Source organism: Brevibacterium samyangense, assembly GCF_039529845.1.
Classification (GTDB): domain Bacteria; phylum Actinomycetota; class Actinomycetes; order Actinomycetales; family Brevibacteriaceae; genus Brevibacterium; species Brevibacterium samyangense.
Genome location: NZ_BAAANO010000025.1, coordinates 67,104 through 84,569, shown reverse-complemented (window position 1 = coordinate 84,569; position 17,466 = coordinate 67,104). Strand labels below are relative to the sequence as shown.

The following is a 17,466-nucleotide window of genomic DNA, read 5'->3' as shown; positions in this document are numbered from 1 at the left end:
TCGTGTTGCACGGGGTCGTGTCGTGGCTGAAGGAATTAACAGACACGCCCTAGCAGGCAACGCCGCCATGATCATCGGCCCCCGGGAAATGACCGCCAGTGCGAACCTGCACCGCCGCGTGTTCCTGCATTCCTACCGCACCGAAATGGACCCTGACGGGACAGGGCTGGAAACCATCCTGACCGCCCCGATGATCGTGGCTCAGTGGATCAACCACCAGTACTACTTCTCCACCCTCAACCCCGACGTGCTCTCCGCCGGCACCAAAACCATCCACAACGCCATCGGCGGCATCGGCGTCCTCGCCGGCCACAGCGGCGACCTCCGCCGCGGCCTTCCCTGGCAATCCGTTGCTGTCGGTGACACTCTCCTGCACGAACCGGTTCGCCTGAGCGTGATCGTCCAAGCCCCGCTCGAGAGGATCGGCGACATCATCTCCGGCAACCAAGTCCTGCGCGACCTGTTCGACAACGACTGGATCACCCTCACTGCCCGCCCCGCCCCCACAACTCCCTGGCACCGGTACACCCGCTACGGCTGGGCGAGCCAACCCACCCGCACACACAAGAAGGAGAACCGGTGATGCACGGACTGACCGAAATGACGAAGGTGGAATTCGTCGTCCCCGGCCGCGACGCCCCCTCGATCCGCGCCCTGATCACCGCCGCCGGCGCCACCGGCTACACCGCCGTCTCCGGCGTCTCGGGTATCGGCCACCACGGCCAACACTCCGGTGCGCTGCTGTTCAACGACTACGACACCCTCACCATGCTGATCACCGTCCTCCCCCCCGAGCGCGCCGAAGAGCTCATCACCGCAGCCCGGGAACTGTTCACCACCTGCAGCGGCGTGATGTTCGTCACCGACACCTACGTCAGCCGACCTGACTACTTCCAATGACACCCACCCCGAACCCCTACCGCGGTGCTGTCATCGCGTTTGCCACCATGCACGGCAAAGAACAACTCGCCCGCGGACCGTTCCGCACAATCCTTGGCGCCGCGGTTCTCGCCCCGGCAGGAATCGACACCGACCAGTTCGGATCCTTCGCCGGCGACATCCCTCGTACCCTCACCCCACAACAGGCCGCACGCAGCAAAGCACTCCTCGGACTCCGCGCCGCCAGCTTCCCCGTGCCCCCGGGCCGGCACATCCTCACCAGCGCACAAGCCCTCTCCAGCGCCACCCGCCTCGGCTTCCCCACCAAGGCGTCATCGTGCAAGCCCACCACGACCTGTTCAGGAAACACGGCGAGGACATGCATACTTGGAAGTCCAGGGGGAGTACTCCGCCACAGTCGGCTCGTCATTACGGATGCACGCCGCATCCCGGGCCACCGGTCCTCGATCACGAGGATGGAGAAGACCTTGGCACTGATCCGCTCACTCCACGGTTAGGACCCCGCTGTGAACATCCCCCCGCTCGTCTGGATCATCACGATCGCAGTCACGATCGCGTTCTTCGTCTACGAGTTCTACGCGCACGTGCGCAAGCCCCACGAGCCGACCATAGGCGAATCCGCCCGCTGGTCGGCCTTCTACATCGGTCTCGCGCTGCTGTTCGGCGTCGGCATCGGAATGGTGTCAGGCTGGACGTACGGCGGTGAGTACTTCGCCGGGTATCTGACCGAGAAGGCGCTGTCGATCGACAACCTCTTCGTCTTCCTCATCGTGATGACAAGCTTTGCCGTGCCGAAGATCTATCAGCAAAAGGTGCTGATGATCGGCATCGTGATCGCACTGATCCTCCGCGGCATCTTCATCGCCGTCGGCGCGACGCTCATCGAGAGCTTTTCGTGGGTGTTCTACGGATTCGGTGCACTGCTGCTCTTCCTCGCCTACCGGCAGGCTTTCACACACGGCGACTCCAACCCCGCCGACGGCAGGTTCATGCGCTTCGTGCGCCGCCATATGCGCGTGACCGACGAGTACCACGGCGACCGCCTCACGATCGTGCAGCAGGGGCGCCGCTGGGCCACGCCGATGCTGCTCACCATCATCGCGATCGGCTTCGTCGACCTCATCTTCGCGGTCGACTCGATCCCGGCGATCTACGGGCTGACCGAAGAGGCGTACATCGTCTTCACCGCCAACGCGTTCGCGCTCATGGGCTTACGCCAGCTGTTCTTCTTGATCGGCGGCCTGCTGGAGCGGCTGGTCTACCTCGCGCAGGGGCTCGCTGTCATCCTGGCCTTCATCGGCGTGAAGCTGCTCATCCACGCCCTGCACAAGAACGAGTTGCCGTTCATCAACGGCGGCGAGCCGATCACGGTGATCCCCGAGATCCCGATCTGGCTCTCGCTACTCTTCATCGCCGGGACGATCGCGGTGGCGACCATCGCCAGCCTCATCAAGACCCGCGGCGACCGCCGCCCAGCCGAGCAGGTCTCAGCCGATGACACATAGAAGGAACTCTCGTGAGCATCCTGCACCGCGCTGATCCCTCCCCCGACCCCGACTACACCGTCAACTGCGAAGAGCCCGTGAACTCCTGCGCCGGATGCGCGACGTCACCGACCACATCACGGCGGCGATCGAGCGGAGCGTCCGGCTGCGCGCCCTCGTCCGCGAGATCTTCACAGTGAACGCGACCGTCGTCGCGGAACGGCAGAACGACCAGATGAAGAAGATCTCCGCGTGGGCGGGCATCCTCTTCTTCCCCTCACTCGTGGCGGGCGTGTACGGCATGAACTTCACGCACATGCCCGAACTCCACTGGCTCCTCGGCTACCCGATGGCCCTCGCGCTCATGCTCACCGGTTGCGTCGTCATGTACACGATCTTCCGGAAGGTCGACTGGATCTAGGCGGCGCCGTTATCACGGCGGAGCCCCTGTCCTGTCGTGCCACCCGGGGTCCATCGAGCCTGTGACACTTCTGTCGCGCGTGCGAAATACCTGTTCCAGGACCGATGCGCCGCTCCGCCTGTGGGGCGTCATCAGGTGAAACGGTCGATACGGGTGCTCGAGCGGCACCTCGGCGATCGGATCTCGCGCATCGCGGTCCGGAAGCCGCCATCCCTGCACCGCCAGGAGCGAAACATGACCGCACGCACATCGAAATCGAACGTCGTCATCCGCACCGGGGCCGTCGCCGCCGTCCTCGTGTCCGGTGCCCTGCTGCTTTCGTCACCCGCTGCAGCATCCCCGATGCACGGACGCGGCGGGAACGACGTCCTGCGCGGAGACAAGGGCGGCGATCACATCGAGGGCGACACCGGGAACGACCAGATCTACTGCGGACCCGGATACGACACACTCAAGGGCGGATACCGTTCGGACATCATCGTCGACGGCGGAGGGAAGGACACGGTGAACGGCGGCCCCGGCAGGGACACGTTCGACCTCACTGCCGATCGGGCCGATGACGACATCAATTGCACGTCCGAGGACCGCGTCTTCTACACGAGCGGATCCGGGAAGCTTCCCAGTGGCTGCACGGATCGGCACTACCTCGCCCCCGACGTGATGCCGAAGTAACGACGGAACCCGACGACTGCGCTTTCCGACGCGCTGTTCCGGAAGCACCGCGCGTCATTTCCGTATCGACCGAGCGCCTCGAGTCGCCTTGGGGTCGAGAACGCGTCTCACCACGAAGAGATCCCATGTCGGCGGTTCCTGCGAACCGCCGACATGGGATCTCTCGTACTCGGATGCGCCGGGGGGGTGAATCCGGCGCGGCCCCGGCCTCAGGCCTTGCGCGTGCCCGGGATCCAGGCGCCTTCCTCGACGTCGTAGTCGGCGAAGATCGCAGGCGCCTCCTGCTTCATGATCTCGGCGACCTTACCGAACACGAGGCGGATCTCCTCCTCGGCGCCGGGCGCGGTGCGCATCTCGATGACGTGGCGGAGCGACCGGAGGTTCGCGGTGTACACGATGCCGGTACCCAGACCCTCGGGGGCGAACCGACGCATGAAGGAGGTCATGTGCTTCTTGTGCGCGAACTTCGTCCCCTCCTTGTCGAGTTCGAAGTGCTCGGCCATCCACTTCTGGTGTTCCTCGAGGGTGTCGAGCACCTTGAGGGACCGCTCCATGAGCTCCTCGTCCTCCCGTGCCCACTCGGGGAACCAGAAGGGGATCTCCTCGAGGCGCACGTACCGGAGCGACTCCTGCGAGTACGCGCAGCCGGCGCGATGCCGGATGAGTTCATGAGTGAGGACGCGGGAGACGTTGTGGAGCACGAACGTGAAGTTCGCGTGCTCGAGCACCGAACCGTGCTGGGAACCGATGACGTTGCCGAGGTACTGGCCCGAGTCCGTCCGTACCCGCCCGACGTTCGGGTTGAGCCCGGGCTCCCACGAGCGGTAGCACATGCGGCCGGCGAACTCGACGAGGTCCTCGGCATCCGGGGAGTCCTGCGGTTCCACGCGCTCGGCCCACGACAGGCCGCCGACCTCGCCGAGGTACTTCTTCAGCGCGTCCCAGTCGATCTGCGGGCGGGCGATGAGTTCGACGGAAGGTTCGACGTGGCGCACGAAAGGTCTCCTTGCTGGATGTCGGGGTGCCGGACGGCACCGCTCAAGCGTAGTCGAAGCTCACGGCACCCGGTGCGTCCACTCGTAGGTGCCGAACTTCGTCCGCACGAGCTCCTCGGCGCGGGCCATCTCCTCGTCGGTGTACGTGTCCGGAGTCGCGCCGTAACGCTCGGTGAACACCTTCACCATCGTGTCGATGATCTCCTCACGGGTGGAGCCGGTCTGTCGGCGCAGCGGGTCGACGCGCTTCTTCGCCGAGGAGATGCCCTTGTCGCTGATCTTCGCCTGACCGATCCGGAGGACCTCGACCATCTTGTCGGCGTCGATGTCGTAGGACATCGTCGCGTGGTGGAGCACGGTGCCCGAGGTGAGGCGCTTCTGGGCGGCCCCGCCGATCTTGCCTCCGGTGGAGGTGATGTCGTTGATCGGCTGGTACCAGGCGTCCACGCCCTGTTCGGCGAGCGCGGCGATCACCCATTTGTCGAGGTACGCATAGGACTCCGCGTAGTCGAGGCCGGCGACGAGGGACTCGGGGACGAACATCGAGTACGTGATGCAGTTGCCGCCCTCCATGAACATCGCGCCACCACCGGAGATGCGGCGGACGACGTCGATGCCGTACTTCTCGACGCCCTCGGGGCGGATCTCGTTCATGTACGACTGGAAGGACCCGATGACGGTCGCCTTGTCGTTCCACTCCCAGAACCGGAGGGTCGGGGTACGGGTACCGTCCTGCACGGACTGCAGGAGCACCTCGTCGAGAGCGACGTTCACCTTCGTGGGAAGGACCGGTCCGCGGATGATCCTCCAGTCGTAGTCGGTGAAGTTCGTCGCGCGGGTGAGGGCGCGGCGGACGACCGTCGCGACGTCGGCGGTGGAGAAGCCGTGCATCTCGAGATCGGGGTACGCCCCGAGCGCGTGGTCGAGGCGCCTCGTGAGTTCCTGCCCCGAGTCCCGGACCGAGGCCCCGACGAGTGCCGGTGCGAGGTCGAAGAAGGCCTCCTCGGGTTCGAGGAAGAAGTCACCGGAGATCTTCACCCCGGTGATCGTGCGACCGTCGGTCTCGATGTCCGCGACCACGAGTTTGCCGCCATTGACCTTGTGCTCGCCGTGGAACACCTCACGCGTGTCGTCCGTCATGCCTCCCAGATTACGCGCACCTCACGCAGGCTCTCGGCACTTCACACAGGTGCTCAGCACCTCACTCGAGTTCCGTGCCTGTCGTCTCCTTCGTCGCCACCGTCATCACGAGCGCGGCAACGACCACGAGCCCGCCGATGAGGACGAAGGTCCACACGAGGCCGAAGTACGGCCACATGAACGAGCCGAACACGACGGGGGCGATCCCGGTCGCGACACGCGAGGCCGAGGACGCCCACCCGAATCCGGAACCGCGCAGGCGCGTCGGGTACAGCTCGGAGACGTAGGTGTAGAGCGCCGGGATCGACATCTGGATGAGGAACCCGAATCCGAGGATCCCGACCTTCGCCGCGAGCGTGAGCTCGGCACCCGAGTGCTCGAGGGCGAGCGCGAAACCGACGAGCGCGGCGGCAGCGAGGACCGCGGAGCCACCGAGCATCCACTTGCGTCCGGTGAACTCGACGAGGAGTGCACAGGCGACGACTCCGGCGATCCCGACCGCCGTCATCTGGCCGGTGACGAGGAACGCGGCCTGATCCCCGAGTCCCTGTTCGCGGAGGATCTTCGGCAGCCAGGTGAGAGCCGCGTAGTAGAGGAGGAGGACGGACACGAAGAGCAACCACGCGGTCGCCGTGACCTTCGAGGAGAACCGCCACAGCTCCACGAGCTGGCCCGTCGCCGCCTGGAACCGTTCCGCGAACCCTGCGCGCACCTCGATCGTCCGGACTCCCTCGTGGGTCCACGTGTCGATGTCCGCCCCGGTGCGTTCGACGAGCCGGCGGATGACCGCATCGGCCTCCGCGTGTCGTCCCCGCGCCGCGAGCCACATCGGCGACTCCGGGATGCCCAGGCGCACCGCGAACACGAGGAGGGCGGGGATCACCATGACGAGCATCGTGTGGCGCCACGACCCGCCGAGACCGACGATCCACGCGGAGACGAACGCGCACGCGGTCGCCCCGATCGGCCACCAGCCGTCCATGGCGGTGAGGACGCGACCCCGGTGCTTGGCGGGCGTGAACTCACCGACGAGCGCGTAGTCGACGGGAATGCAACCACCCAGGCCGAACCCGGCGACGAATCGGAAGACGACGAAGAGCGCGAGGTTCGGGCTGAAGGCGCCGAGCACCGTGAAGAGGGAGAAGACGAGGATCGTGAGGGTGAAGGCCTTCTTGCGTCCGATCCGGTCCGCGATCCCACCCCACACGAAGGCACCGAGGGCCATCCCGATGAGGTTCGCGGTCGCGATCCACGCGGCCTGCCCGACGCTCAACCCCCACTCGTCGCTGAGCAGGGGGATGAGGAATCCGTTGAGCGCGACATCCCAGGCGTCGAACATGAAACCGAGTCCGCCGATGAGGAAGATCGTGCCCTGGGTGCGCCATCGCCAGGGCAGGGCGGCGACGACCTCGTCGGCGCGCAGGACGGCCCGCGGGGAGCGGGCGGAGGCATGCAGTGTGGACATGCCCGCCAGCGTACTCCTCTTTTGCGCACGTGCGCGCATTCATGCGCACCTCACACGCCGAGGCGTCGCGCAGCGCTGCCGACCCGCACCGCGGGTGCCCCGACACGAACGCCGAGGCGCCCGGTCCCTCGGGAAGGGACCGGACGCCTCGGCGGAGGGGCCGGATCCGGTGCGGACAGCCGGGATCAGGCCAGGCGGACCAGCCAGTTGTTCGTGTCCTCGGCGCGGCCGTACTGGATGTCGAGGAGGGCGGTGCGGAGCTTCGTCGTGTACTCGCCGGTGTCGCCCATGTCGACCTCGACCTCGTTGCCGAGGAGGCGGCCGATCGGGGTGATGACGGCGGCGGTACCGCAGGCGAAGGCCTCGGTGATGTAGCCGGACTCGACGCCCTTGACCCATTCGGAGACCTCGATCTTCCGCTCGATCGGGGTGAGTCCGAGGGAGGGTGCGAGTTCGAGGAGCGAGCGACGGGTGACACCGTTGAGGATCGAGTCACCGAGCTCGGGGGTGATGAGCTCGCCGTCCTGCGTGACGAGCATGAGGTTCATGCCGCCGAGTTCCTCGAGGTAGCGGGACTCCGCGGCGTCGGTGAACATCACCTGCTTGCACCCGTGGGCCGCGGCCTCCGCCTGGGCGGTCATCGAGGCAGCGTAGTTACCGCCGCACTTCGCGAAGCCGGTGCCGCCCATCGAGGCGCGCTTGAGCTTGTCGGAGAGCCAGATGTCGACGCCCTTCGCACCGCCCTCGAAGTAGGCGCCGGCCGGGGAGGCGATGACGTAGTAGTCGACCGTCTGGCTGGGGCGCACACCGAGGAAGCTCTCGGAGGCGATCATGAAGGGTCGCAGGTAGAGGGAGACCTCGTCGGAGGCGTCCTTCGGGGTCGGGACCCAGGCGGCGTCCTGCTCGACGGTGGCACGGAGGGACTCGACGAAGTCCTCGACGGGCAGCTGCGGCAGGGCGAGGCGCTCGGCGGACAGGTTGAAGCGCTCGGCGTTCCTCTCGGGACGGAACGTCCACACGGAACCGTCGGCATGACGGTACGCCTTGAGCCCCTCGAAGATCTCCTGCGCGTAGTGGAGGACCGCGGCGGCCGGATCGAGGAGGAGCGGGCCGTAGGGCTTGACCTCGTGGCCGTGCCACCCCTGTTCCGTCGTGTATCGGATGTGCGCCATGTGATCCGTGAAGTGGTTACCGAACCCGGGGTCGGCCATGATCGCGTCACGGACCGCGGCGGACTTCGGTTCGACGTTCTTCAGGAGCTGGAATTCAGACATCGATTTCTCTACGCAATTCTCACGAGGGGATGGGTGATGGGGATCAGCGTACCGCGCGTTCCGTGACGCGGAACACCGCGGGCCGGCGCCGCGAGTGGACCGCAGCAGCTGCGGTCACCCGAGGCGGGCCGCGATCGCATCGCCGATCTGTGCGGTCGACCGCGCTCCGAGGCCATCGCGCTCGGCGAGGTCGGCCTCCACCGCACCCTGGATCGCCTTGGCGACGACCGGCAGCCCGAGGGACTCGGCCATGAGCGAGGCGGAGAGGATCGCGGCGGTGGGGTCGGCCTTCTGCTGACCGGCGATGTCCGGGGCGGAGCCGTGGATGGGCTCGAAGAGGCTCGGACCGGTCCCGCTCACATTGAGGTTGCCGGAGGCCGCGAGCCCGATGCCACCGGTGACCGCGGCGGCGAGGTCGGTGAGGATGTCGCCGAAGAGATTGTCGGTGACGATGACGTCGTACCGGGACGGGTCGTTGACCAGGTACATCGTGCAGGCGTCCGCATGCTCGTAGTTCACGGCGACATCGGGGTACTCGGGAGCGACGGACTCGACGACACGGCGCCACAGGTGCCCGGCGTGGACCATGACGTTGTTCTTGTGGACCCACGTGAGTTTCCGGCGGCGGGTCATCGCCTTCTCGAACGCGAAGCGCACGGTACGCTCGATGCCGAACCACGTGTTGACGGAGACCTCGGTCGCGACCTCGGCCGGGGTGTCGACGCGCATATTGCCGCCCTGCCCGGTGTACGAACCCTCGGTGCCCTCGCGGACGACGACGAAGTCGATCTCGCCCGGGTTCGCGAGCGGGGACGGGTTCCCGGCGAACAGCTTCGAGGGGCGGAGGTTGACCGCATGGTCGAGCCCGAACCGCATCTTGAGGATGATGCCGCGTTCGAGCACTCCGGACGGAACACTCGGGTCGCCGCACGCACCGAAGTAGATCGCGTCGTAGCTGCGGAGGTCCTCGAGCTCGGCGTCGGTGATCGTCTCACCCGTCTCGTGCCAGCGGCGGGCGGAGGCCTCGAACTGTCCGAACTCGAACTCGACCGGCTCACCGCTGAGCTCGACGGCGCGGGTGAGGACCTTGAGTCCCTCGGGGACGACTTCGGTTCCGATGCCGTCGCCCGGCATCACGGCGATCCTGTACGTGGTCATACGGCGAGTCTAGGGATGGCGTCTCGGATCCCGGAAAGCGTGTTCACGATCCGGACACCCGCCGGCCGCCATCGACGGCACCTTCCGCCCCCCCTCACGACGCCCACGCGCCTCTCGATTACTGCCAACAGGTCCCCGTCCACCAATCCCCTGTCTCATGGTGAGCACTTCGACACAAGAATCCGGTCCGGGATTCATACAATCGGAGTCATGCCGACCGCTTCCATTCGCAATGCCCGCGCTGCCGCCCTCCCCGCGAAGCTCTCCCGTTCCTGGCTCCTCGTGAACGCCGGGTTCCCGGATGTCTTCGGGAACTGCCAGGCCTCCGAGGCGGACTCCGTCATCTTCGACCTCGAGGCGTCCGTTCCCGACGCGGGCAAGGACGCCGCCCGCAACAACGTCGTGAAGGCGCTCGAGGCGGGCATGGCCGGTTGGGTCCGCGTGAACTCGATGGGCACTCCCGAGTGGGAGGCCGATCTCGCGGCGCTGCGGTCCCTCCCGGGCCTGCGTGGCGTCGTCCTGCCGAACACCGAGAAGCCCGAGCAGGTGACGTGGACCGCGATGCGCGCCGGCGCCGGAGTGCCCGTCATCGCTCTCATCGAGACCGCACTCGGCATCGAGAACGCCACCCGGATCGCCGAGGCGCCCGGCACCTTCCGCCTCGCGCTCGGCACCAATGACTTCCGGAAGGACACCGGGGTCGCCGACGATCCGATCGCCCTCGCGTACGCGCGCTCGCGCCTCGTCATCGCGACCCGCGTGGGCGGCCTGCCCGGTGCGATCGACGGCCCGCCGGCCGCGGACGCCGGCCGCGACCGCGTCCTCGACGACTGCGCCTGGACGATGAAGATGGGCATGGCCGGCAAGCTCGTCCTCAATGTCGACCAGGTGAGCACCGTGAACGAGGCACTCGCACCGAGCGAGGACGACCGCGCCTGGGCCCGCGAGATGCTCCAGCAGGCCGAGGGCAACACGACCGTCCCCGACGGCTCCTACCTGCCGCGCCTGGCCCGCGCGAAGAAGATCGCGCAGCTCGCCGACAGCTACGGACTCTGGAACGCGTGAACAGCGGGGAGGTCCCCCGAGGCGCGGAGGGCCTCATCGGCGACCCGCGCCTCGGCGACGTCCGGCTCCCCACTGATCGCACGGCACCGGCGAGCCGCTCGATGCCGTGGTGCGCTGCGACCATGCCGAGGAAAGCCGGGGCGAGGAACGGCAGGAGCGGGAGCTCGTAGAGCACCGGGATGCCGATGAGGTCCCAGAGGAGCACGAGGATGCCCGCACCCTCGGGATCGAAGAGGTACATGTAGTTCGCGAGCGGATCGACGAAGGCGCGTGCGAGGACCGTGACGGCGAGGACGCCCATCGCCACGCACGTGAACCACACGAGCGACAGGAGCGCGTCGACGTACCGCGGGCGGTAGTGGAAGGGCCAGTTCCGGTCGAACACGAAGTCCGGGTAGGCCGGGTCGGCGATCCGGTCGAAGGTGAACCACGTCGACAGACCCCAGTTGAGCACCGCGAGCGCCGTGAGCGTCGTCCGGCGCGCGAGGTCACCGCGGTGCCGCAGGAGCGCCCACAGCACGAGTGCGAACGCGAGCACTCCGAGGAGGAACATCACCCACAGGGCGGTGAACGGGGTGATGGTCATGTTCGGAGATTACGACTGCCGGACCCTGTGCGGGCGGAAGGCCGGGAGCCGGGAGCTCGTGTCTCATGCGGGAATACGCGCAGCATTCCCGGAGTGCCGTCGTCGGTGCGTGCTCACTCCCCCGCGTCGAAGAACTCCCCTGCTCCGAAGAACTCCCACGCCCCCGTCGCCCGGCCCTCGAACCGCGTGTGCGGCCGGTCGCTGCCGGGTACCAGTCGGTCGGTTCCCGCGGAGCACAGTGCCTCGTACATCGCACGCGCGGCTCCCGGGCCACACCGGTAGGACCCGGAGGCCTTCACCCACACGTGCGGCAGCACGGCGAGCGCGAGGAGCGGGTGACCGGGGACCGCGTCGACGGATTCCGGCAGGCCCAGATGGTCGATGACGACCCGACACGGGACGTCCGCGAGGATCGGCACCCAGGTGGCCCATGCCTCGGGCGGGATCTGGAGTTCGAGATGCCAGCCGTGCGCGGCCATGTCGTCGAGGAAGGTCTGCCACGCCGGACGGCTGAGGTCCGGACCTGTCGACCCGAGGAGGTTGAGACGCACACCGCGGACCCCGCGGGCGTGCCAGTCGGCGATGTCCGGGCACGTGCGCCTCGGATCCTCGCCGTCGAGGACGGCCACCCCGCGCAGCCGGTCCGGGTGGTCCGCGAGCGCGGCGAGAAGCATCGAGTTGTCGGTGCCGAGGAAACTCGGCTGCACGAGCGTCCCCCAGGACAGACCGTGCATGTCGAGCTGGGCGAAGTACTCCGCGACCGTCGCGTCGTAGTCCGGGACGTACCGCGGGTGCGGCGTGCCCGCGACGTTCGCGGCGAACACGTGTGCGTGGTGGTCCCCCGGCCCGTCCGTCGGGGCGTCGAAGAGGGAACCGGTTCCCGGGGAGAGGTGAGCTGCCATGGCACCACCCTAGCGGCATTGCGCAGTATTGCTATAGACCTATATAGCAATCTGTGTCAGGATGTCCCGCATGACAAGGACGTTGAGATCGGACGGCCGCCTGCCGCTCCACGTACGTGTCGGTGATGACCTCGTCGACAGGATCGCCGCAGGCGAATGGTCGCCCCGCACCCCCCTCCCACCCGAACGTTCCCTCGCCGAGGAGTACGGCATCTCCGTCGGCACCATGCGCAAGGTCCTCTCCGACCTCGTGGCTGCCGGTAGGCTCGTGCGCGAACAGGGCCGTGGCACGTACGTGCGCCGCGCCGACTTCTCCACCTCGTTCCTCCGATTCCTCCGCCATGGCGACCCCTCGGGCCCCCTCCCCACCGGACATGTCCTCGAGCGCACCGTGACCACCGCCGAGGCGCCCGTCGCCGAGGCACTCGACCTCCCCTCCGGTGCCCCGATCGTCCGGCTCCACCGGGAACGTCGCCTCGGTGATCGCGTGCTCGCGCTCGAGGACATCGCGTTGCCCGCGGACCGTTTCGCCCCACTCGCGGACCTCCCGGTCGAGGACTTCGCCGACCTGCTCTACCCGCAGTACGAGGAGTTGTGCGCGCAGACGGTGACGACCGCCTCGGAGGTCATGACCATCACCACCGCGACGGCGGACGAGGCCCGTGCCCTCGGCGTCGACCGTGATGCCCCACTCGTCCGCATCGAGCGCCTCGCCCGCGACGTCCGTGGCGACGCCCTCGAACACCGCATCAGCCGGACCCCCGCGGCCGACTTCACCTACCGGATGGAGATCCAGTGATTCCCGAGATCGTCGGCATCGCCGGCCTCGTCCTCGTCTTCGCCCTGTCCATGTGGCGCGGAGTGAGCATGGGGGCGATCGCACTCGTCGCCGCCTTCGCCCTCGGTACTCTCTACTTCGGGGTGGACGCGGCGGATGTCGCGGCCGGATTCCCGGGCAACCTCCTCGTCACCCTCGTGGGCGTCACCTTCTTCTTCGGACTCGCCCGGGCCAACGGCACGGTACAGCACGTCGTCGATTCCGCGGTGCGCCTCGTCCGCGGTCGTCGCGCCCTCATCCCCTGGGTCTTCTTCCTGCTCGCTGCGCTCATCACCGGTTCCGGCGCGCTCTCGGCCGCAACCAACTCGATCCTCATTCCCGTCGGACTCGCGTTCGCTGCGCGCTAACGGATCAACCCACTGCTGCGCGCTACCGGATCAGCCCACTGCTCGTCGGACTGTCGATCCTCAACGGCACGAACGCCGGAGGGTTCTCCCCGATCGCGGTCTACTTCACGATCATCGACGGTGTCCTCGCCCAGTCGGGGATCACGGTGGACCCGATCCCGGTCTTCCTCCTCACCTTCGCGTGCGGACTCGTGCTCAACATCGTCGCCTTCTTCCTCCTCGGCGGACGAGCGCTCCTGGCCGAGGGGCGCGGCGATGACGCGGAGACCGAGGCGGTCGGAACGCCCGAACTGTGGACAGCCCGGCAGATCCTCACGATCGTCCTCTTCGCCGGGATCCTCGGACTCGGCCTGCTCGCCGGGATCGATGTCGGCTTCCTCGCCCTCTCCGCCGCCGGCGTCCTCGCACTCGTGTTCCCGTCCGACCTCAAGGAGGGCATGGAGCGGATCGGCCGGGCCGTCGTGCTCCTCATCGGCGGCATCGTCGCGTACATCACCGTCCTCCAGAACGCGGGTGTCGTCGACTCCCTCGCCGGTTCGGTCTCCGGGATCGGCGTCCCCCTCGCCGCCGGGCTGCTCATGCTGTACGTCGCCGGTGCAGTGAGCGCCTTCGCCTCGACGAATGCGATGTTCGGCGCGCTCGTCCCGCTCGCGGCGCCCCTGCTCACCGGGGGAGATCTCCCGGTGCTCGGATTCGTCGTCGCCCTGTCGGTCGCCGCCTCGTCCTCCGATGCCTCCCCGTTCTCCACCGGCGGAGCGCTCGTCGTGACGAACACCGAGGAGGCGAAGCGCACCCGCACCTTCAAGGGCCTCATGGCATGGGGCATGTCGATGGTCGCCGTCACGCCCGTCCTCGTGTAGCTCGGCTTCCTCGTGCTGTAACCCCGGCATCAGCTGTGCGATCCGGCACGATCCAGCCGCCTGAAATCGTGCCGAAGTGCGCAGCTGACTCCGAAATCGTGCCGAAGTGCGCAGCTGACTCCGCCGCCCCGACACCCGCACATGCAGCAGCCCCGGTTTTCCTTGTGAGAACCGGGGCTGCTGCGCGGAAGGGACCTGCTCAGTCCTCCGTGAGGTTCACGGCGGTGAACTGGGAGGCGTCGACGGCGCCGGCGAGCGCGGTGACGACCTCCTGGGTCACCTCGGAGTCGACAGCCATGACGGAGAGCGCCTCACCGGTGCCCTCGCCGCGGGAGACCTGCATGCCCGCGATGTTGATGCCACCGCGGCCGAGTGCCTGACCGAACTGGCCGATGATGCCGGGGCGGTCCTCGTACTTGAAGACGAGGAGGTGCTCGGCGAGCTCGATCTCGAGTTCGTAGCCGTCGACCTCGGTGAGCTTCTGCACGAGCTTCGGCCCGGTGACGGTGCCGGAGACGCGCACCTGGCGGCCCGAGGTCGTCGTGACGACGACGGTGGTCTGGTTGCGGAAGGACTCGAGCACCGGAGAGGTGAAGAGTTCGGTCGTGACGCCGCGTTCCTCCGCGAGGATCGGAGCGTTCACGTACGACACCGGCGTGGAGACGACGTCCTTGAACAGACCCTTGAGGCCCGAGAGCTGGAGGACGGAGACGTCCTTGTCGGCGATCTCGCCGCGCACCTCGAAACGGAAGTGGGTGACGGGTTCGCCGGCGAGCGCGTTCGCGACCCGGCCGAGGCGCTCGGCGAGCGGGATGCCCGGCCGGACGTCCTCGTGGATCGCGCCCCCGGAGACGTTGACGGCGTCCGGCACGAGGTCACCGGCGAGCGCGAGGCGCACCGACTTCGCGACGGAGACACCCGCCTTCTCCTGGGCCTCGACGGTCGAAGCACCGAGGTGCGGGGTGACGTTCACGGTCGGCAGTTCCATGAGCGGGCCGTGCTCCGGCGGCTCCTGGCTCCACACGTCGATACCGGCGCCATCGACGATCCCGGCGGAGACCGCCTCGGCGAGGGCGGCCTCGTCGACGATGCCACCACGGGCGACGTTGATGATCCGGACGCCCTTCTTCGCCTTCGCGAAGGCCTCCTTGCCGAGCATGCCGAGGGTCTCCGGCGTCTTCGGCATGTGGACGGTGATGAAGTCCGACTGCGCGAGGAGGTCGTCGAGGGACATGACCTCGACACCCATCTGGGCGGCCCGGGCCTGCGTGATGTACGGGTCGTACCCGACGAGGCGCATGCCGAACGCCTTCGCGCGCTCGGCGACGAGGCCGCCGATGCGACCGAGGCCGATGATGCCGAGGGTCTTCTCGTAGAGTTCGACGCCATTGAGCTTCGAACGCTTCCACTCGCCGTTCCGGAGGGTCACGTGGCCCTCGCCGAAGTTGCGCGCGGAGGCGAGGATGTGGGTCATCGTGAGCTCGGCGGCCGAGATGACGTTCGAGGTCGGGGCGTTGACGACCATGACGCCGGCCTTCGTCGCCGCGGCGACGTCGACGTTGTCGAGGCCCACACCCGCGCGGGCGACGACCTTGAGCTTCTTCGCGGCGGCGATCGCCTCGGCGTCGACCTGGGTGGCCGAGCGGACGAGGATCGCGTCGACGTCCGTGATCGCGGACAGCAGCTCGGCACGGTCGGCCCCATTGCAGGAACGCGTCTCGAAATCGGGGCCCAGGGCCTCGATCGTCGCGGGTGACAGATTCTCCGCAATGAGAACCACAGGCTTGCTCACGGATATTCCTCCTCGTTGGTTGCAGCGGGGCCCATCATATGCGGCCCCTTGTGAATGGTTTCACAAGGGGCCACATGATGAAACACGGGGGTACCGACCGAGGCGGGACATCGGATACCGGCATGTACCCCGGGTCGCCCCCGGCGTGCTCCGCGGCGCTCAGAACCCGTTCGGGGAGTGCGGCAGGCGTTCGAGCCCGAACATCGCGCGGGCCTTCTTCGCGGTGCCCGAGGTGAGTTCGGTGATGCGTCCGGCGCGGGCGAGGACGACGGGGTCCACTCCCCCGAGGTACATCGACCCGAGCTGCGACACCCCGAGGACGAGGTCCGCGCCCGCGGAGTCGGTCAGCGGTTCCACCCGCCCCGAACCGGAACCGTCCGCCCGCAGGCGGTACGTGCCGGTCGTGTGCTCGAGCGGGTCCTCGACGCGGAGGACGAGATCGCCGGGGATGTACCACGGCCGGGCCTCGAGCGCGGCGACGACATCGAGGATCCGGATCCACAGCCCGTCCTTCTCCTCGACCGTCCGCACCCGGCGCCGGTCGTCGAGGAGCCACGGCAGCGGCGATTCCGCGGCGGCATGACCGAAGGTCACCTTCGAGGTGAGGTCGATCGAGGCGAGGAACGCCCACAGCGCGGAGTACGCGGCGTCCGAGAGCGCGACGAGGTCGACGACCTCGACGACGCCCGGCAGGTCCTCCCCCCGCGGAGTCCGATACGCAACGAAACCGTCGACGGCTCCGTCCTCGTCGTAGTGGAGAGCGGCACGGACCTTCCGGTCCTCCTTGCCGGTCGCGAAGTCGAGGTTGCCGGACGCGATCTGGGTGTAGACCTCCTGGCGCTCGATCGCGCCGGGCACCTGGAGGAGGAACTTCGAGAAGATCTCCGGTTCGAGAGTCTCGAGCTGCGAGGCGCTGCAGAGCTCCACCCGGCGATCCGGTTCGACCGCCATGCGGAAGCCGGGGCTCGTGTCGACCTCGATCGACTTGTAGAATTCCCCGGCACCGAAGCCGAACCGGGTGTAGATGCCACCCTCGGTCGCGGTGAGCGCGGCGAGCGGGAACCCCTCGTCCTTCGCGTGCTGGAGGTTCGCGGTCATCATCGACCGCAGCAACCCGCGCCGGCGGTGGGTGGGTCGCACCGTCACCCACGTGATGAGGTGCGCCGGCAGGAGGCGTCCGCCGCCCACGTGCATCCTCTTCGTGAAGTGGGTGAAGGTCGCGACGGGGATGTCGGTGTCGAGGGCGTGGGCGGGAGCGTCGTCGACGTACACGGCGGTCGCGATGCGCCCGTCCTTGCGTGCCCGGGCGACCCGGTTCCGCAGGTCCTCGTCCGTGGGTCGGCCGGCGTTGAAGCCGAGTTGCACGGCCTGGAGGTAGTTCGCGGTGTGGGTGTCCGGGGACCCGTCCTCGAGGACACCGAGGTCGAACGTTTCGAAACGGTATTCAGTCACCCGCAGAGCCTACCGCTACCGGAACCGTCCCTGTGACCGGGCCCACGGGAGGCCTGCCCGCCGTCCGGTCCCCGGACCGCACGGTCGGGTCCGTACCGCCCACACACGCCGAGGA

Annotated in this window: 17 protein-coding genes; 9 read left to right on the top strand and 8 right to left on the bottom strand. The window is 67.8% G+C overall.

Annotated features, from left to right (window positions below):
• From ABD172_RS12805 to ABD172_RS12785, 5 genes are all read left to right on the top strand, one after another.
• The coding region (locus ABD172_RS12805) for a putative inorganic carbon transporter subunit DabA (RefSeq protein WP_344310209.1) at positions 1 to 583 on the top strand (583 nt) is incomplete at its 5' end.
• Positions 583 to 900, top strand: coding sequence for a P-II family nitrogen regulator (locus tag ABD172_RS12800; protein ID WP_183525914.1), 318 nt, complete (start codon positions 583 to 585; stop codon positions 898 to 900). The genes ABD172_RS12805 and ABD172_RS12800, both read left to right, overlap by 1 nt.
• Positions 901 to 1,406: 506 nt before the next feature.
• Positions 1,407 to 2,405 carry a TerC family protein gene (locus ABD172_RS12795; RefSeq protein WP_344310207.1) on the top strand — a complete coding sequence of 333 codons (999 nt, stop codon included), beginning with the start codon at positions 1,407 to 1,409 and terminating at the stop codon, positions 2,403 to 2,405.
• A 64-nt stretch (positions 2,406 to 2,469) separates the two neighbouring features.
• A complete protein-coding gene (locus ABD172_RS12790) occupies positions 2,470 to 2,805 on the top strand; it encodes a CorA family divalent cation transporter (RefSeq protein WP_344310223.1) in 336 nt (111 codons plus the stop codon).
• 234 nt (positions 2,806 to 3,039) lie between these two features.
• Positions 3,040 to 3,477, top strand: a complete 438-nt coding sequence (locus ABD172_RS12785) for a calcium-binding protein (RefSeq protein ID WP_344310205.1) — start codon at positions 3,040 to 3,042, stop codon at positions 3,475 to 3,477.
• A 209-nt stretch (positions 3,478 to 3,686) separates the two neighbouring features.
• Here ABD172_RS12785 and thyX read toward each other — a convergent pair whose 3' ends face one another.
• The 5 genes from thyX to ABD172_RS12760 form a co-directional block, all read right to left on the bottom strand.
• Complete coding sequence (gene thyX / locus ABD172_RS12780) at positions 3,687 to 4,472, bottom strand: FAD-dependent thymidylate synthase (protein ID WP_344310204.1); 786 nt, start codon at positions 4,470 to 4,472, stop codon at positions 3,687 to 3,689.
• Positions 4,473 to 4,532: 60 nt separating this feature from the next.
• Positions 4,533 to 5,612: a lipoate-protein ligase LplAB gene (gene lplAB / locus ABD172_RS12775; protein ID WP_344310202.1), complete on the bottom strand. Its 1,080-nt coding sequence runs from the start codon at positions 5,610 to 5,612 to the stop codon at positions 4,533 to 4,535.
• 61 nt (positions 5,613 to 5,673) lie between these two features.
• The gene (locus tag ABD172_RS12770; protein WP_344310200.1) at positions 5,674 to 7,077 is read right to left on the bottom strand and encodes an MFS transporter; all 1,404 of its coding nucleotides are present in this window, start codon (positions 7,075 to 7,077) and stop codon (positions 5,674 to 5,676) included.
• A 185-nt stretch (positions 7,078 to 7,262) separates the two neighbouring features.
• Positions 7,263 to 8,351, bottom strand: coding sequence for a branched-chain amino acid aminotransferase (locus ABD172_RS12765; protein WP_344310198.1), 1,089 nt, complete (start codon positions 8,349 to 8,351; stop codon positions 7,263 to 7,265).
• A gap of 114 nt (positions 8,352 to 8,465) precedes the next feature.
• Positions 8,466 to 9,509 (bottom strand): 3-isopropylmalate dehydrogenase, encoded by a 1,044-nt coding sequence (locus ABD172_RS12760; RefSeq protein ID WP_344310196.1) that lies wholly within the window; start codon positions 9,507 to 9,509, stop codon positions 8,466 to 8,468.
• A gap of 210 nt (positions 9,510 to 9,719) precedes the next feature.
• Between ABD172_RS12760 and ABD172_RS12755 the strand changes: the two genes are divergently transcribed.
• Positions 9,720 to 10,574, top strand: coding sequence for an HpcH/HpaI aldolase/citrate lyase family protein (locus ABD172_RS12755; protein ID WP_344310194.1), 855 nt, complete (start codon positions 9,720 to 9,722; stop codon positions 10,572 to 10,574).
• Positions 10,575 to 11,273: 699 nt separating this feature from the next.
• Here ABD172_RS12755 and ABD172_RS12750 read toward each other — a convergent pair.
• On the bottom strand, positions 11,274 to 12,062 hold the full coding sequence (locus ABD172_RS12750) for an amidohydrolase family protein (protein WP_344310192.1): 789 nt from the start codon (positions 12,060 to 12,062) through the stop codon (positions 11,274 to 11,276).
• A gap of 70 nt (positions 12,063 to 12,132) precedes the next feature.
• Here ABD172_RS12750 and ABD172_RS12745 point away from each other — a divergent pair, with 70 nt between their 5' ends.
• The 3 genes from ABD172_RS12745 to ABD172_RS12735 are packed head-to-tail and all read left to right on the top strand — an operon-like array spanning position 12,133 to position 14,107.
• Positions 12,133 to 12,861 (top strand): GntR family transcriptional regulator, encoded by a 729-nt coding sequence (locus tag ABD172_RS12745; protein ID WP_344310190.1) that lies wholly within the window; start codon positions 12,133 to 12,135, stop codon positions 12,859 to 12,861.
• A complete protein-coding gene (locus ABD172_RS12740) occupies positions 12,858 to 13,247 on the top strand; it encodes a transporter permease (protein WP_344310188.1) in 390 nt (129 codons plus the stop codon). Before ABD172_RS12745 ends, ABD172_RS12740 begins: the two co-directional genes overlap by 4 nt.
• On the top strand, positions 13,142 to 14,107 hold the full coding sequence (locus ABD172_RS12735) for an SLC13 family permease (protein WP_344310221.1): 966 nt from the start codon (positions 13,142 to 13,144) through the stop codon (positions 14,105 to 14,107). The genes ABD172_RS12740 and ABD172_RS12735 overlap by 106 nt, the downstream gene beginning before the upstream one ends.
• Before the next feature lie 199 nt (positions 14,108 to 14,306).
• Here ABD172_RS12735 and serA read toward each other — a convergent pair whose 3' ends face one another.
• Together serA and ABD172_RS12725 are read right to left on the bottom strand one after the other, a co-directional pair.
• The gene (gene serA / locus ABD172_RS12730) at positions 14,307 to 15,899 is read right to left on the bottom strand and encodes a phosphoglycerate dehydrogenase (protein ID WP_344310186.1); all 1,593 of its coding nucleotides are present in this window, start codon (positions 15,897 to 15,899) and stop codon (positions 14,307 to 14,309) included.
• A gap of 159 nt (positions 15,900 to 16,058) precedes the next feature.
• Positions 16,059 to 17,351, bottom strand: a complete 1,293-nt coding sequence (locus ABD172_RS12725) for a GNAT family N-acetyltransferase (RefSeq protein ID WP_344310184.1) — start codon at positions 17,349 to 17,351, stop codon at positions 16,059 to 16,061.
• Positions 17,352 to 17,466 lie beyond the last annotated feature (115 nt).

Excerpts from the sequence above, each read along its gene's own strand:
- ABD172_RS12800 (WP_183525914.1), top strand. The coding sequence starts at position 583 with ATGCACGGACTGACCGAAATGACGAAGGTGGAATTCGTCGTCCCCGGC.
- ABD172_RS12785 (WP_344310205.1), top strand. The coding sequence starts at position 3,040 with ATGACCGCACGCACATCGAAATCGAACGTCGTCATCCGCACCGGGGCC.
- lplAB (WP_344310202.1), bottom strand. The coding sequence starts at position 5,612 with ATGACGGACGACACGCGTGAGGTGTTCCACGGCGAGCACAAGGTCAAT.
- ABD172_RS12770 (WP_344310200.1), bottom strand. The coding sequence starts at position 7,077 with ATGTCCACACTGCATGCCTCCGCCCGCTCCCCGCGGGCCGTCCTGCGC.
- ABD172_RS12765 (WP_344310198.1), bottom strand. The coding sequence starts at position 8,351 with ATGTCTGAATTCCAGCTCCTGAAGAACGTCGAACCGAAGTCCGCCGCG.
- ABD172_RS12760 (WP_344310196.1), bottom strand. The coding sequence starts at position 9,509 with ATGACCACGTACAGGATCGCCGTGATGCCGGGCGACGGCATCGGAACC.
- ABD172_RS12755 (WP_344310194.1), top strand. The coding sequence starts at position 9,720 with ATGCCGACCGCTTCCATTCGCAATGCCCGCGCTGCCGCCCTCCCCGCG.
- ABD172_RS12750 (WP_344310192.1), bottom strand. The coding sequence starts at position 12,062 with ATGGCAGCTCACCTCTCCCCGGGAACCGGTTCCCTCTTCGACGCCCCG.
- ABD172_RS12745 (WP_344310190.1), top strand. The coding sequence starts at position 12,133 with ATGACAAGGACGTTGAGATCGGACGGCCGCCTGCCGCTCCACGTACGT.